Source organism: Streptomyces endocoffeicus (assembly GCF_016741935.1).
Taxonomy (GTDB): domain Bacteria; phylum Actinomycetota; class Actinomycetes; order Streptomycetales; family Streptomycetaceae; genus Streptomyces; species Streptomyces endocoffeicus.
Genome location: NZ_JAERRG010000030.1, coordinates 34,261 through 48,342 on the forward strand (window position 1 = coordinate 34,261; position 14,082 = coordinate 48,342).

General features: G+C 71.3%; 19 protein-coding genes. 5 read left to right on the top strand and 14 right to left on the bottom strand.

Annotated elements, in window-relative coordinates; translation table 11 throughout:
* Positions 1-91: 91 nt before the first annotated feature.
* Positions 92-970 carry an oxidoreductase gene (locus JK364_RS44125; protein ID WP_201857085.1) on the top strand — a complete coding sequence of 293 codons (879 nt, stop codon included), beginning with the start codon at positions 92-94 and terminating at the stop codon, positions 968-970.
* A gap of 134 nt (positions 971-1,104) precedes the next feature.
* On the top strand, positions 1,105-1,665 hold the full coding sequence (locus JK364_RS44130) for a GNAT family N-acetyltransferase (protein WP_201857086.1): 561 nt from the start codon (positions 1,105-1,107) through the stop codon (positions 1,663-1,665).
* Here the strand turns inward: JK364_RS44130 and JK364_RS44135 are convergent.
* Together JK364_RS44135 and JK364_RS44140 are read right to left on the bottom strand one after the other, a co-directional pair.
* Positions 1,662-2,510: an NAD(P)H-dependent oxidoreductase gene (locus JK364_RS44135; RefSeq protein WP_230993430.1), complete on the bottom strand. Its 849-nt coding sequence runs from the start codon at positions 2,508-2,510 to the stop codon at positions 1,662-1,664. The two genes, JK364_RS44130 and JK364_RS44135, sit on opposite strands and share 4 nt — an antisense overlap.
* A 246-nt stretch (positions 2,511-2,756) precedes the next feature.
* Positions 2,757-3,395, bottom strand: a complete 639-nt coding sequence (locus JK364_RS44140) for an NADPH-dependent FMN reductase (protein WP_201857087.1) — start codon at positions 3,393-3,395, stop codon at positions 2,757-2,759.
* A 52-nt stretch (positions 3,396-3,447) separates the two neighbouring features.
* On the opposite strand from JK364_RS44140, the gene soxR reads away from it, so the two are divergent.
* Positions 3,448-3,909, top strand: coding sequence for a redox-sensitive transcriptional activator SoxR (soxR, locus tag JK364_RS44145; protein ID WP_037955001.1), 462 nt, complete (start codon positions 3,448-3,450; stop codon positions 3,907-3,909).
* Positions 3,910-3,921: 12 nt separating this feature from the next.
* Here the strand turns inward: soxR and JK364_RS44150 are convergent, their stop codons facing one another.
* Both JK364_RS44150 and JK364_RS44155 read right to left on the bottom strand, forming a co-directional pair.
* Positions 3,922-5,169 carry a GNAT family N-acetyltransferase gene (locus JK364_RS44150; RefSeq protein WP_201857088.1) on the bottom strand — a complete coding sequence of 416 codons (1,248 nt, stop codon included), beginning with the start codon at positions 5,167-5,169 and terminating at the stop codon, positions 3,922-3,924.
* A 162-nt stretch (positions 5,170-5,331) separates the two neighbouring features.
* Positions 5,332-5,967 carry an RsiG family protein gene (locus tag JK364_RS44155; protein ID WP_201857089.1) on the bottom strand — a complete coding sequence of 212 codons (636 nt, stop codon included), beginning with the start codon at positions 5,965-5,967 and terminating at the stop codon, positions 5,332-5,334.
* Between the two features lie 146 nt (positions 5,968-6,113).
* Between JK364_RS44155 and dtd the strand changes: the two genes are divergently transcribed.
* A complete protein-coding gene (gene dtd / locus JK364_RS44160; protein WP_201857090.1) occupies positions 6,114-6,539 on the top strand; it encodes a D-aminoacyl-tRNA deacylase in 426 nt (141 codons plus the stop codon).
* 200 nt (positions 6,540-6,739) lie between these two features.
* Here dtd and ygfZ read toward each other — a convergent pair whose 3' ends face one another.
* From ygfZ to JK364_RS44175, 3 genes are all read right to left on the bottom strand, one after another.
* Positions 6,740-7,705 (bottom strand): CAF17-like 4Fe-4S cluster assembly/insertion protein YgfZ, encoded by a 966-nt coding sequence (gene ygfZ, locus JK364_RS44165; RefSeq protein WP_201857091.1) that lies wholly within the window; start codon positions 7,703-7,705, stop codon positions 6,740-6,742.
* Between the two features lie 9 nt (positions 7,706-7,714).
* Positions 7,715-8,224, bottom strand: a complete 510-nt coding sequence (locus JK364_RS44170) for a Fur family transcriptional regulator (RefSeq protein WP_201857092.1) — start codon at positions 8,222-8,224, stop codon at positions 7,715-7,717.
* 111 nt (positions 8,225-8,335) lie between these two features.
* Positions 8,336-8,899, bottom strand: a complete 564-nt coding sequence (locus tag JK364_RS44175; protein WP_201857093.1) for a heme-binding beta-barrel domain-containing protein — start codon at positions 8,897-8,899, stop codon at positions 8,336-8,338.
* A gap of 273 nt (positions 8,900-9,172) precedes the next feature.
* Between JK364_RS44175 and JK364_RS44180 the strand changes: the two genes are divergently transcribed.
* The gene (locus tag JK364_RS44180; RefSeq protein ID WP_014053928.1) at positions 9,173-9,538 is read left to right on the top strand and encodes a DsrE family protein; all 366 of its coding nucleotides are present in this window, start codon (positions 9,173-9,175) and stop codon (positions 9,536-9,538) included.
* A 90-nt stretch (positions 9,539-9,628) separates the two neighbouring features.
* Here JK364_RS44180 and JK364_RS44185 read toward each other — a convergent pair whose 3' ends face one another.
* From JK364_RS44185 to JK364_RS44210, 7 genes are all read right to left on the bottom strand, one after another.
* Positions 9,629-9,886: a DUF3099 domain-containing protein gene (locus JK364_RS44185; RefSeq protein WP_014053929.1), complete on the bottom strand. Its 258-nt coding sequence runs from the start codon at positions 9,884-9,886 to the stop codon at positions 9,629-9,631.
* Positions 9,887-10,041: 155 nt separating this feature from the next.
* Positions 10,042-10,329: a DUF1416 domain-containing protein gene (locus tag JK364_RS44190; RefSeq protein WP_020869513.1), complete on the bottom strand. Its 288-nt coding sequence runs from the start codon at positions 10,327-10,329 to the stop codon at positions 10,042-10,044.
* Positions 10,330-10,362: 33 nt separating this feature from the next.
* Positions 10,363-11,202: a sulfurtransferase gene (locus JK364_RS44195; RefSeq protein ID WP_201857094.1), complete on the bottom strand. Its 840-nt coding sequence runs from the start codon at positions 11,200-11,202 to the stop codon at positions 10,363-10,365.
* Between the two features lie 155 nt (positions 11,203-11,357).
* On the bottom strand, positions 11,358-11,438 hold the full coding sequence (locus JK364_RS58225) for an Ms5788A family Cys-rich leader peptide (protein ID WP_351229977.1): 81 nt from the start codon (positions 11,436-11,438) through the stop codon (positions 11,358-11,360).
* Between the two features lie 211 nt (positions 11,439-11,649).
* Positions 11,650-12,336 carry an LmeA family phospholipid-binding protein gene (locus tag JK364_RS44200; RefSeq protein WP_201857095.1) on the bottom strand — a complete coding sequence of 229 codons (687 nt, stop codon included), beginning with the start codon at positions 12,334-12,336 and terminating at the stop codon, positions 11,650-11,652.
* Positions 12,337-12,421: 85 nt separating this feature from the next.
* Positions 12,422-13,789: a hypothetical protein gene (locus JK364_RS44205; RefSeq protein ID WP_201857096.1), complete on the bottom strand. Its 1,368-nt coding sequence runs from the start codon at positions 13,787-13,789 to the stop codon at positions 12,422-12,424.
* A gap of 11 nt (positions 13,790-13,800) precedes the next feature.
* Positions 13,801-14,076, bottom strand: coding sequence for a MoaD/ThiS family protein (locus JK364_RS44210; protein WP_020869510.1), 276 nt, complete (start codon positions 14,074-14,076; stop codon positions 13,801-13,803).
* Between the last annotated feature and the right edge of the window lie 6 nt (positions 14,077-14,082).

Genomic DNA, 14,082 nt, shown 5'->3' on the forward strand with positions numbered 1-14,082 from the left:
CGGGCCGGTGGTCCGGTCCCGCCGGGCTGAGCTGATCTTGTCGGGCCGGTCCGATCTTGTGGTCGGGGCGAAAAGGTGCGCATGCTGCCCCATGACCTCATCCTTCTCATCCTTGTTCGCCTCGTCGTACCCATCCTCACCGGCCGATCGGCTGGGCTTCGGGGCCATGCAGCTGCCGGGGCGGTGGGGCGGTCCCGTCGTCGAGCGGGCCACGGCCGTGGCGGTCGCACGGCACGCCGTGGAGCTGGGCGTCCGTCATATCGACACCGCCGACTTCTACTTCTCCGCCACCGAGCGGGCCAACGACATCCTGCGCGAGGCCCTGCACCCGTACCCCGAGCACCTCACCATCGCCACCAAGATCGGGCCGCTGCGCACCGCGACCGGGGAGATGTACGCGGAGGCGCGGCCGGAGCAGCTGCGGGGGCTGGTGGACGAGAACCTGCGGCAGCTGGGCGTGGACGCGCTCGACCTGGTCTACCTGCGGGTGGGGCGGCTGAAGGAGGTGGGCGGGGTGCCGATCGGGGAGCGGTTCGGCGCGCTGGCCGCACTCCGGGAGGAGGGGCTGGTGCGGGAGCTCGGGGTGAGCAATGTGAGCGCCGAACAGCTCGCCGAGGCCCGTGCGATCGCGCCCGTCGCGGCGGTGCAGAACCGGTTCGGGGTGCTCGATCAGGCCGATGGGGCGCTGGTGGACGAGTGCGCCGCGGCCGGGATCGCCTATATGCCGTTCTTCGCGCTGGGCGGCGGCCACACCGGCCTGGAGAACGAGAACCTGCGGACGGTCGCGGAGCGGCACGGTGCGACCGCGCATCAGATCGCCCTCGCCTGGGGGCTGGCCCGCTCGTCCGCGATCATCCAGATCCCCGGCACCAGTTCACTGGCCCACCTCGAGGAGAACATGGCGGCGGCGCGGATCGCCCTCGACGAGGACGACATGGCGCTGCTGGAGCCGGTGGCGTCGGCGGGCTGACGCCGGGCGGGACGGGCGGGGGCGGCGGGGACGGGCGGGACGGGCCGTGACCTGGGCGCGAGGCCGTTGTCGTACCCCCGTGGTCGAATGAACGGAAGGCGGGCGCAGGGTGCGCCGACGGCGGGAGGTGGCGCATGTCCGGTGGGGCGAGCGGGGTGCGGGTGCGGCTCGAGCCGTGGGAGGACAGCGCGCTCTGCCTCGAGCTGCTGCGCCGCGTCAACAGCCCGGAGATGACGAGCCACCTGGGCGGACCGGAGAGCGAGGAGAAGATCCTGGTCCGCCACCGGCGGTATGCCGAGCTGACCGGGCCGGGCGCCGGGCGGATGTACCGGATCGTGCTGCTGGAGGGGGACGAGAGGGCCGAGGGGGACGCGGGGGACGAGACGGCCGGCAGCATCGGGTACTGGGAGCGGGAGTGGCGGGGCGAGTCGGTGTACGAGACCGGCTGGGCCGTGCTGCCGCCGTTCCAGGGCCGGGGGATCGCGGCCGCGGCCGCGAGGGAGGTGGCTCGGGCGGCCGCGGCGCAGCGGACCCGTCGGTATCTGCACGCGTATCCGTCCGTCGGCCACCCCGCGTCGAACGGGGTGTGCCGCAAGGCCGGGTTCACGCTGCTCGGCGAGTGCGAGTTCGAGTATCCGGTCGGGACGATGATGCGGTGCAACGACTGGCGGCTGGAGCTGTGGCCGCCCGCTTAGCCGTTCACGGCGGTCTGCGTGTCCTGCGTGTCCTGCGTGTCCTGCGTGTCCTGGGCGTCTTCGGCGGCCGGGGTGCGGGGCTGTGCGTAGTGCACGGAGAGGCCGGTGCGGCCCGGCAGGAGGTCGGGGCGGAGCACCAGGCGCTCGTCGTAGTCCCCGCCGTTCTGACGGCGGAACGGAATCGGCTCTTCGGTCGGCAGGGCGGCCAGCCGCTTCCGCAGCTCGGCGGCATGGATTTCGTACACCTCGGGCGGGACCCGGTCCGCGCCGTACACCACATACGGCGGTAGCACGGACATCCCGCTGTACCAGAAGGTGCCGTGGTGCAGCGGGAACAGCAGATCGCCGAGCTCGCCGTTGACGCCGCGCGGCCCCATGGTGGCCTCGGGCGCCCCGGCGGTCAGCACCACCATGGCGCGCTTACCGGCCAGCTTGCCGTCCCCGTAGCGCAGGGTGCGGCCGTCCGGCCCGATGACCCCGTAGGCGAAGCCCTTGACGAAGACGCGGTCGAACCAGCCCTTGAGGATGGCGGGCATCCCGTACCACCACAGTGGGAACTGCACGACCAGCGCATCGGCCCAGGCGATCTTCTCCTGCTCGGCGCGGATGTCCTCGCTGAGCATCCCCGCGTCATGGGCGCGCCGCGAGGCGGCCCCGACGATGAGGCGTTCGTCCGCGTCCTGCCGGAAGTCGGCGCCGTCCACCACCGGGTTCCAGCGCATCGCGTAGAGATCGGACAGCCGGTACTCATGGCCCGCCTCGCGCAGGGCGCGCAGCCCCTCGTCGCGCAATGCCCCGCTGAGGGAGCGCTGTTCGGGATGGGCGAATATCCACAGCACGTTCATGCCCACCATGCTCGGAAACCGGCCCCGGGACCGACGAGTGGCCGGATGGCCAGGATGTGCAAGGATCTGGCCAGCCGGCCGCACGGCTTCGCGGAGCACCAGCCCGTCACCCCGGTCATCGAGGCACTGCGGGGGGCTCTTCCGCCGCCGCACCGGCTGAGCCGCGGCCGACTGAGTCGTGGCCGTCCGAACCGCTGCCCGCGTTCCCGGCGGCGCCGTCAACGGGGGTCGGCGCCGCCGGGCGGATCAGCTGCCGTACGGGTGGGTGGTGCGGGCGGTGCGCAGGGCCCGCGCCCACCAGGTGAGCTGGTCGAGCATCGCCCCGGCGGCGGTGTCCGGGCCCTCGGGGTTCTTCAGTCGGCCGTCCTCCCCGAAGAGCCCGCCCGCGTTGTGGAAGCTGACCGTGTCCCGGACGGTCACGGCGTGGACCTCGGCGAAGACCGGTCGCAGATGCTCGACCGCGCGCAGGCCCCCGGAGATGCCGCCGTAGGAGACGAAGCCGACCGGCTTGGCCTGCCACTGGGTGAAGTGCCAGTCGATCGCGTTCTTCAGGGAGGCGGGGTAGCTGTGGTTGTACTCGGGCGTCACCACGGTGAACGCGTCGGCCGCGTCCAGCCGGGGCGTCACGGCGTCGAGGGCCGCGACGTCCTCGGGGCCGGGACGGTGGGTGAGGGCCGTGGGCAGTGGGGTCTCGGCCAGGTCCACGACGTCGACGGCCATATCGGAGCGGAGCGTCGCATGACCGGCGAACCAGTCCGCGACCTTCGGCCCGAAGCGGCCGTCGCGGGTGCTGCCGATGATGATGGCGAGCCGGATGGGGGAGTCGGTGCCGGTAGCGGATGCGGGCGTGGCGGTTGCCGTCAGGACGGCGGTGTCTGTCGTCATGGGACGAGCCTCGGACTTAAACAAAGGTTGAAGTCAAGCTACTCTCGGCACTATGACGCAACTGACCTGGAAGACTCATGAGCTCACGGTCGGCGATCTCGCGCAGCGCAGCGGGGTGCCCGCCTCCGCGCTGCGCTTCTATGAACGCGAGGGGCTGATCCACAGCCGCCGCACCTCCGGCAATCAGCGCCGCTACACCCGCGATACCCTCCGCCGCGTGGCCTTCGTCCGCTCCTCGCAGCGCGTCGGCATCCCGCTGGCGAGGATCCGGGAGGTCCTCGGGCTCTTCCCCGAGGACCACGTCCTCACCAAGGAGGACTGGGCCCGGATCTCGGAGTGCTGGCACGCGGACCTCAACGAGCGCATCGAACAGCTGGAGAACCTCCGGGACCACCTCACCGACTGCATCGGCTGCGGCTGTCTGTCGATCGACAAGTGCGCACTGGCGAACCCCTACGACCGGCTGGGCGAGCAGGGGACGGGTGCCCGCCGACTGCTCAAGTCCAGCTGCTGAGCACCGGGCGCCTCAGAAGCCATCGGGGCACCAGGGGCGGCGCGGGGTCCGCAGCAGCCGGTCCGCCAGCGCCGCGGCGCCCGGGCGCTCCTCGGCTATCCGGCCCAGTGAGGCGAGCCGGACCGCCGACTCGTCGCCCAGCCACAGAGGGCTCAACTCGCCGATGTCCATGGTGAGATCGGCCGGACGGCCCGTGGTCGCACACGCCGCACCGTCGGGGCCCGCCTCCAGGAAATAGCGGCCCCCGGCCAGCCCGGCGGCGTCGCGCAGCTCGAGCACCAGCGAGCCCTCGGCCGGGTATGTGCGGCTCTCCAGCAGCTGGGGCACATCCAGCGGGCGCAGCCACAGCCAGTCGGCATGCATGGTGACCTGGGCCGCGCGGGGATCGCCGAGCAGCAGCGGAAGCAGATCGTCGGGGGCGCGCCGACCGGTGTTGACCCGGGTCACCCAGTCCACCGAGAGCAGGAAATGCCACAGCGCCCGCTCGGCGGCCGGGGTGACTCCGATCAGCTCGAGCACGGTGGCGGTGTTGTGCGGCCGTTTGTTGCCCTCCCAGCGGTCGTCCGCCGTGTAGGCGAGCAGGCCGTCCACCGAGCCGTCGGGGGAGCGGTAGAGCACATAGAACGGCTCGGTCCAGGGGCGGTTGGGGAACTGCCGCTGACCGGTGTTGATCCGCCACCAGAGGTCCGGGCGGTCAATGGCGCCGTGCTGCTCGGCGCGCAGCCGCTCATGCAGGGCGGGGCCCAGCTTCCGCACCTCGTCGGCGTCGGCGAAGTCGACCCGGCCGCCGTCCACCGGCGCCGAGTGGCGCGGGTCGAGACCGGCCCGGGGGACGTCCACCCGCCATTCGGTGATCCAGGTGGCCGGTCCGAAGCCGTACCGCCCGTAGATCGGGTACTCGGCCGCGATCAGGGTGGCCACCGCCTCGCCCCGCTCCTTGGCGGCGCGCAGATCGTGCTCCATCATCCGGCTGAGCAGGCCCCGGCGGCGGTGGGTGGCCGACACCGCGACATTGCTGATCGCGTCGGCCGGGACATCCGCCCCACCCACCGCCGTCAGCCGCTGTGCGAAGCTGCGGAAGGTGGCCACGCAACGGTCCCCGTCGAAGACCCCCTGCGTACGGGACAGATCCATCTGCCCCCGCCGCAGCTCCACCTCCTCCTTCGGCGCCTCCGGCGGACGCAGAAAGCCGGTGTTGAGCGCGACGGTCCAGTTGGGGAGGTCGGAATCGGCGAGTGGCGTGCGGAGTTCGAGGGCCATGCGCACACGCTAAGCGTCGGCCGCCACCGGCCGCACGCCGATTTCCACAGCCCTCGGACCAGGTCTTTTCATCACACCGCACCCTGTGGACAGCTCGGCGAGCATCCCGCGAACAACTCCCCGAGCACCCCCTCCGAGCACGCCGCGAGCACCCGTCGCCGCCTACGCCAGCAGGTCGTCCACCTGCGCCTCTCCCTCGCGGTACCGGCGGGCGATCTCCGCGCTGCAGCCGTCCGCCGTGCGCTGCAGCTCCTGCCGCCGCCGCGACACCTGCTGCTCATGGCCGACGAGGCGGGCCATCGCGCCGTGCAGTTCCTCGTCCGTACGGGCCCGCAGATCGGACAGGCCCACCTCGGCCAGCATCTCCTCGGCCAGCCGCTCGTACTCCGCGTCCTGTGGCGTCCCGAGCGTGACATGCCGGGCCGAGGTGCGGTGCCGTGAGGGGAGATCCGCGAGGATCTCCGGCAGCCGGTCCACCAGCGCAGCGGGCGGCTGGGCCGTGGCCGCCGCGGGCGCCGGGTCACGGCGGTGGCCCAACTCGGCGCGGAGGATGTCGATCCGCCCCTGGAGCAGTCTGCGCAGATAGCTGAGATCCGCCTCCTCGCGCTGTGCCGAGCGGCGCAGCGCCCGCAACTCCGGCAGCCGCAGAGCGTTCAGGCCGCTCGCCGCCGCCGTGGACGTCACGGCCGGCCCCGTCACGGCGGCGGAGTCGGCCAGCCGCCCGCCGCGCTGACTCGGCGGCCGTGGTGGCAGCAGGCCCTCGGTGGCCATGGGCTGGCCGGTGCCCGATGTGGTCATTGATGTCCGTCCCCTCCAGCGATGCGTCGTTCCCGCAGTTCCTGCCCGCCTGCACCGCCTGCACGCATCGTGCCACCAGTGATGCTCCCTGTGCAGCGGCTCTCCACCCGATCGGCCCCGGATGGACGCACGGCATGATGGTCGCCATGCGTGCTGTGGTACAGAGAGTGGACGGGGCGAGCGTCGTCGTGGACGGCGAGACGGTCGGCGAGATCGTCGGCCAGGGGCTGTGCGTACTGGTCGGGGTGACACATGACGACACCCCGGAGAAGGCGGCCCAGCTCGCCCGCAAGCTGTGGTCCGTAAGGATGCTCCACGATGAGAGGTCCTGCTCGGACCTGGACGCTCCGCTGCTGGTCATCAGCCAGTTCACGCTTTACGGCGACGCCCGTAAGGGGCGCCGTCCCACCTGGAACGCGGCGGCGCCCGGCGGGGTCGCCGAACCGCTCGTGGACGAGGTGGTGGCCCAGCTGCGGAAGCTGGGCGCACACGTGGAAACGGGCCGGTTCGGAGCGGCCATGAAGGTCTCGCTCACGAACGACGGCCCGTTCACGGTGCTCGTCGAGGTCTAGGCCCTGTCCGGCGGATCTTCGCGGGCCCGCGACGCCTGGCACGGCGCTTCGCTGCGTTGTCGGGATCGTCCGAGTACAACCCGGTACGAGGACGACCCTCCGCCTTGCGATGCACCGCACCAGACGCCGCGGGCTGATCCGCGAAGATCTACCGGACAGGGCCTAGCCGAACCGCGGGGTCCGGCGGACCGGCGGGGGGTTCACGGCTCCACGACCGTCTCCTGCGCGGCGGCCGTGGAGTCCGCGATCAGGTCCGCGTCCACCGGCACATTGCGCTTGACCAGCGCGAGCGCGATCGGCCCCAGCTCGTGGTGGCGGGCCGAGGAGGTGATGAACCCCAGCTGGCGGCCCTCCTCGCCCTCCGAGGCCAGCCGTATGGGCGCGCCGTGGGACGGCAGCGTCACCTCGCTGCCGTCGAGGTGGAGGAAGACCAGCCGGCGCGGTGGCTTCCCCAGGTTCTGCACTCGGGCGACGGTCTCCTGGCCGCGGTAGCAGCCCTTCTGGAGGTGGACGGCGGAGCCGATCCAGCCCAGCTCGTGCGGGATGGTGCGGTGGTCGGTCTCCAGGCCGACCCGCGGCCGGTGGGCCTCGACCCGCAGCGCCTCGTACGCCAGCACCCCGATCGGCGGGCCGCTCTCCTCGGCGAAGGCGGTAAGGCGCTCACGCGGCAGGAAGAGGTCCCGGCCGTGCGGTGTCTCGCGGACGACGGAGTTCTCGGGGGCCTCGGTGATGCTGCCCGCCGGGAGGTGGACGACCGCGTACTCGTCGGTGCGGTCCGCGATGTCCACCCGGTAGAAGAACTTCATGCTCTCCAGGTAGGCGATCAGATCGCCCTGGCTGTCGGGCTCCACATGGGCCCAGGTGGTTTCGCCGTCGTCGACGAGATAGAGCGCGTGTTCGATGTGGCCGTGGGCGGAGAGGATCAGGGCTTCGGTGGCCTGGCCCGGCGGAAGGTCGCTCATGTGCTGGGTGAGCAGCAGATGCAGCCAGCTGAGCCGGTCGGCACCGGTCACCGTGACCACTCCGCGGTGCGAGAGGTCCACGAAGCCGGTGCCGTCGGCGAGCGCGCGCTGCTCGCGGAACAGGTCGCCGTAGTGGGCGGCGACACCTTCGTCGGGGCCCTCGCCGGGGACGGCGCCGGGCAGCGACAGCAAAGGGCTCTTCATGAACTCAGCCTACGACCTGCGGGCTCGGCCCTCACCGGAGCGGTTTGCGGCGCCGTCCCCGCCGAGCCGGCCGGGGTCTCCACCGGCCTCTCCGGCGCGCTGCCGGGCGGAGCAGGAGGCACACCGGCCGAAGATCGCGAAGTGCTTCAGATCGGTGTCGAAGCCGAAGTCCGCCCGGAGCTGCCGGGTGAAGGCGTCGGCCACGGAGACATCGGCCTCGATCACATCCGTGCAGTCCCGGCACACCATATGGATGTGATGGTGCCGGTCGGCCAGGTGGTACGTGGGGGCGCCGTGGCCGAGATGGGCATGGCTGACCAGGCCCAGCTCCTCCAGCAGCTCCAGCGTGCGGTAGACCGTGGAGATGTTGACGCCGCTCGCGGTGCGCCGCACCTCGGTGAGGATCTCGTCCGGAGTGGCGTGCTCCAGATGATCGACGGCTTCGAGCACGAGCTGGCGCTGCGGGGTCAGACGGTAGCCGCGCTCCCGCAGATCGCTCTTCCAGTCGGTGGTCGCCACGGTGCAAGTGTAGGCGGGCCCGCGGTGACCGGCCGGACGCACAGGGGGAGAACCGGACGCGGTACGCAAGAGCCCGACTCGGCGGAGAGCGGAAAGCGCGAGCCGGGGGCCTCAGCGGAAGAAGGCGATCCCGTCGTCCGGCAGGTCCTTGAGGTCCTTGGCCCACTCCCGGGGGTCCACGACCTTCTTCAGATGCGCGGACATGTACGGGCGCAGCTCGACCTCGGGGGTGGCCTTCTCGCCGACCCACATCAGATCGCTGTTGACGTAGCCGTACAGCCGCTTGCCGCCCGAGTACGGGGCCGCGTGGGCGGTGCGCGCCACCGCGTCCGTCGCCAGGTCGATCTGCGGCTTGCCCTCCGCGAGCTCGCCGTACCAGACCTCGATGATGCCCTGGTCCCGGCTCATCACGACCTCGACCTTACGGTCCTTGCCGATCCGCCAGTAGCCGGATTCGGTCTCCAGGGGGCGGACCTTCTTGCCCTCGGAGTCCAGCACCCAGGTGTGCGAGACGTACTCGATGAAGTCACGGCCGTCGTGCGTGAAGGTGGCCTCCTGGCCGAAGTTGCACTTCTCGGCCCCGGGGAAGTCCGAGACGCCGGCCCCTTCCCAGTTGCCCAGGAGGAAGGCGAGCGGCACGAGGTCCGGGTGGAGGTCGGACGGAATCTGGATCATGAATTCAGGCGATCTGTCGAGAGTCGAGCCGTGGTGGCCGGGCAGGAGCGGTTCAGCGCTGGCCCTGGTACAGCTTCTTCCAGGTCAGCGCGGCGAAGCCGAGCGTGGCCACGGCGACCAGGATCATCAGGGTGGTGAAGACTGCCTCAAGCACGAGCGCGCTCCTCGGAACAGATGATGGACGGCACCGAGTCTAGTCGCCGCCGGGACGGCCGGTGGAGACAGGTGGCCGTGCGGCGCCGGGCGCCCGGGAGCCGAGCCTAAGGTTGACGCATGGCGAAGAAGCTGGTGATCAAGGTGACGGCGGGCGCTGACGCTCCCGAGCGGTGCTCCCAGGCGTTCACGGTGGCGGCGGTGGCCGCGGCGAGCGGGGTCGAGGTCTCGCTCTGGCTGACCGGGGAGTCGACGTGGTTCGCACTGCCGGGCCGGGCCGCGGAGTTCGAGCTTCCGCATGCCGCGCCGCTTCCGGATCTGATCGACGGCATCCTTACGGGCGGCGGAACGATCACGGTGTGCACACAGTGCGCCGCGCGCCGGGAGATCGAGGAGAAGGATCTGATCGAGGGGGCCCGGATCGCGGGCGCTCAGGTCTTCGTGAGCGAGATCATGCCGGATGGCGTCCAGGCGCTCGTGTACTAGGTGGCGTCCGAACCAGGGGCTTCGTCCTGGGACCCCGGGGTCCGGGGCGGAGCCCCGGTTTCGGACATTGGGCCCGTGGTTGGCCCGTGGTCAATGCCGGTGGTTGTGCTCGTCCAGCTCCCGCCACCACCGGTCGGACTCCTCGTCACCCGATTCGTCCCACCACCGGTCGTCCGGGCCCCGGCGATTGGCGACGATCGCCGCCAGGGGCGGGATCACCATGGCGACGATGCACATCGCGACCGCGGCGGGGACGGACCACAGGCGCACAAAGGCCCACGCCGAGATGAAGAGCGTCAGACACGCGCCCATCAGGAAGAAGTATGCGTGGCGGCGTCGCGCGTACATATGTCCAGCGTACGTCCGGGACCGCCGCACCGACAGACGGAGGGCCGCACTGGCAGACGGAGGACCGCACCGACAGACGAAGGACCGCACCCCGCCGAGGCGTCCAACCCCGGGGTGCGGCCCTCCGGCCGTGAGTCACGACGCGTCGTAGCGCGTCAGACGGCGATGGCGACCTCCGCCAGCCCGCCCTTCTGGGCGACGACGGTGCGGTCCGCGGTGCCGCCGGGAACCAGGGCGCGCAGCGTCCATGTGCCCTCCGCGGCGTAGAAGCGGAACTGCCCGGTCGCGGAGGTGGGGACCTCGGCGGTGAACTCGCCGGTGCTGTCCAGCAGCCGGACGTAACCGGCGACGGGCTCGCCGTCGCGGGTCACCGAACCCTGGATCGTGGTCTCACCAGGCTTGATCGTCGAGGCGTCGGGGCCGCCTGCCTTGGCTCCACACATGGATGTCTGTCCTTACGTTTCGAGGGAGAGGGGTCAGCTGCCGGAGCCGAGCTCGACCGGCACGCCGACCAGCGAGCCGTACTCGGTCCAGGAGCCGTCGTAGTTCTTGACGTTGGTCTGGCCCAGGAGCTCGTGCAGGACGAACCAGGTGTGAGCGGAGCGCTCACCGATGCGGCAGTAGGCGATGGTGTCCTTCGACAGGTCCACGCCCGCGCCCTCGTAGATCTCCTTGAGCTCGTCGTCGGACCTGAAGGTGCCGTCGTCGTTGGCCGACTTCGACCACGGGATGTTGCGGGCGCTCGGGACGTGGCCCGGACGCTGCGACTGCTCCTGCGGGAGGTGGGCCGGGGCGAGCAGCTTGCCGGAGAACTCGTCGGGGGAGCGCACGTCGACCAGGTTCAGCGAGCCGATGGCGTCCACGACCTCGTCGCGGAAGGCGCGGATGGCGGTGTCCTGCGGCTTGGCCTTGTACTCGGTCTGCGCGCGGGTCGGCACCTCGGCGACCAGGTCGCGGGAGTCGAGCTCCCACTTCTTGCGGCCGCCGTCGAGCAGCTTGACGTCCTGGTGGCCGTAGAGCTTGAAGTACCAGTAGGCGTAGGACGCGAACCAGTTGTTGTTGCCGCCGTAGAGGACGACCGTGTCGTCGTTGCCGATGCCCTTCTCCGACAGGAGCTTCTCGAAGCCGGCCTGATCGACGAAGTCACGGCGCACCGGGTCCTGGAGGTCCTGCTTCCAGTCGATCCGGATGGCGTTCTTGATGTGGTTCTTGTCGTAGGCCGAGGTGTCCTCGTCCACCTCGACGATGACCGTCTTGGGGTCGTCGATACGGGCCTGGACCCAGTCGGCGTCCACCAGGACGTCACTGCGGCTCATGTTCTCTCCTCCGGGGCAGTTGCGGCGGTACGGGCACGCTCACGACGCGGCGCCGCGCGGGGCGTGCGGCGAGCGTACGAGCGAAGGTGCGGGAAGGCCCGGCTGACGGGCCGAAGAGGGGGGCCGGTCCGTGACGTGTGCGGACCGCGTCCCATTCAGACGGGGCGACAGAGCATGGCGGCGACGCGGCACAGGTCGACTGCCCGCCGCTTCGTGAGATCCGCCTGTCGCTTCATGGGTCCGATCGTAGGGACGGACAGGCGGGCATGTCACCGGCGTGTCGCATGATGAGACGTTATCGTCCGGAGTGTGAGATGAGAGAACCGTGAACAGCTGGGAGGCACGGCCGGAGGGGCCCGCGGCGGGCAGGAGCGTCCATATGCGCGGACATGATCGTCTCAGTGAATGGACCAGGGACGTGATCCGACGCCCCTGGTACTGATCGCGTCAGCCCGTCAGCTGGACGTTGTTCCCCGCGACCGAGACGTCTATGCCGTCCTTGGAGGTCTCCACCTTGTCCAGCCGCATGCCGGTGGGCAGCCCGTCGATTTTCCGCTCCATGTCGGCCTTCTCGCGCACCTTGTCCTCCCACTGGGGGATGCTGCCGCCCGGTATGGACTCGGCGTGCAGTCGGATGGTGTTGCCGTTCACGATGGTGACCTGGGAGTGGGCGGTAAGGCTGAGGCCCAGCAGACTGCCGGTGATCTTGACCTTGTTGGTGCCCGACGGGTCGTAGCCGACCGTGATCCCCGGACCGGCGGCCTGTGACAGGTCCGCGTAGCTGATGTGGGCCGAGCCGGTGGCGCGGTCGGCGCTGGCCGACGAGAAGTTGCCCGAGATGCGGACGTTGTGCAGCTGGGCGTCGAGCTCGGTGACCCGGACGTTGCGTCCGTCGCCCGCGTCCGTCGTCAGCCCGTCCACGCCGACGTCGACCTCGTCCAGCTCCTTGCCCACGACCTGGGTGAGGAACGGGAAGCCCTTGATCGAGACATTGGGCGTAGTGGTGAGGCCCTGAGAACTCTTGATCTTGTCGGCCGCCTTCGACTCGGCCATGTACACCGCGATGCGGTCGGCGGCCACGAAGAGGCCGCCGAGTATCACGACGACGATCAGCGTGATGCGTAGTGCGCGCATGTGCGTGGGTCCCCCAGGCTCTTGCTCAGGCCCTCGCGCCTGAGGCTGCGAGCCTATCCGGCGCGGGTGAGCGGGGGCCGGGGAGTCAGCCCAGCGCGCGGCCGATCACATAGACCACCGGGGCGGCGGCCGCGAGCGGCAGGGCCACGCCGGCCGTCAGGTGGACGAAGCGCGAGGGGTAGTCGTAGCTGGCGACCCGGTGGCCGATCAGGGCGCACGCCCCGGCCGCGAATCCGAGCAGGGCGGCGGTGGACGTGCCCGTTCCGGTGAGCTGCCCGGCCCCGACCCCGGCGCCCGTGGCGGCCGCCAGCGCGACCACGACGGCGGCGGCCGTCGGCAGCGGCAGCGCCCGGACGAGCACGGCCACGGCGACGGCGGCCGCCCCCACCACCACGGCGTCCGAGGACTCGGCGACGGCGGCCAGATGACCGGCCGCGAGCACGGCGAGGGCCGTGGCCGCCACGGCGGCCGTAAGGCCGTACAGCCGCTCGTCCGGGGAGGCGTGGCTGCGGAGCTGGAGGATCAGCACCAGCAGCAGCCAGACGCCGATGGTGCCGATGACGACCGTCGGGGCGTGTGACGGCTCGGTGGCGAGCAGGGCGATATCGGCGGCCAGACCGCCCGCGAAGGCGAGCGCGATGCCCTGCCGGGCGGGCCACATGCCGTTCAGCCGGAACCAGCCCGCCGCCGTGACCGCCTGAAGCGCCGCCACCGCGACGGCGACGGCCGGGCGGCCCAGCGGCGCGGTGGCCGCGAGCAGGGCGGCGAGTACGGAGGTCAGGGCGGCGGGGGCGAACCCCGGGTGGACGATCTGCGGACGGCCCTCGGCCTTGGCCTTCTCGGCGGCGGTGAGCGGCCGGTCGGGCTGCGGGGCGGGCGGCTCGGCGGTCGCGGCCTGCGCCTGAGCCTGCGCCGGGGCCTGGACCGGGGCCTGCGCTGGCGCCTGGGACGGGTCGGCGGGCTGGTGGTACGGGTGCTGCTGCTGATTCCAGCCCTGGGCGTACTGCCCCTGGTGGCCCTGATGTCCTTGGTGGCTCTGGTGCGGCTGCTGCCCGTGGTGGCCCTGCTGCCCCTGGTGGCCCTGCTGGGCGGCGGCGTAGGGATCCGCGTACGGCTGTTGCTGGTACTGCTGCTGGTACGGCTGCTGCGGGTGCTGGTACTGCGGCGGCTGGGCCTGGGCGTACCCCTGCTGCTGCGGGTACCCCGCGTACCCCTGCCAGTCGGCCTGCTGCTGGGCACCCTGGCCATTGCCGCCGTGAGCGCCGTTGCCACCGGGACCGCCATGGCCGCCATGGCCACCGTAAGGATGCGTGCTCTGGTCGTATCCCCCATAAGGAGCCTCGTACGACCCGTACGGGGGATACGGCTGCTGACCCTGCGGCTGCTGGCCTTGCGGCTGATGAGGCTCGTGGGGCTGATGAGGCTCGTGGGGCTGGTGCGGCTGGTTGCTCATGAGCTCGGGGTTCACCCTCCTGCGAACGGCGGGAGCACCTCGACCGTGCCGCCCTCGGCGAGTTGGATCGTCTTGTGGTCACGGGTGCCGGCCGGGGCTCCGTCGACCAGGAACGAACAGCGCAGCAGGACCCGCGCGAACTCCGGCCGCGCGGTGTGCCGCTGCCGGGCCGCGTCGAGCGCCTCCGCCAGTGTCCACGCGGTGTACGGCTCCTCCGCGGTACCGGCCGCGGCGCGGGCCGCGGCCCAGTACCGGATGGTCCCGGCGGGCGTGCTCATCATCGCCATCGCGAT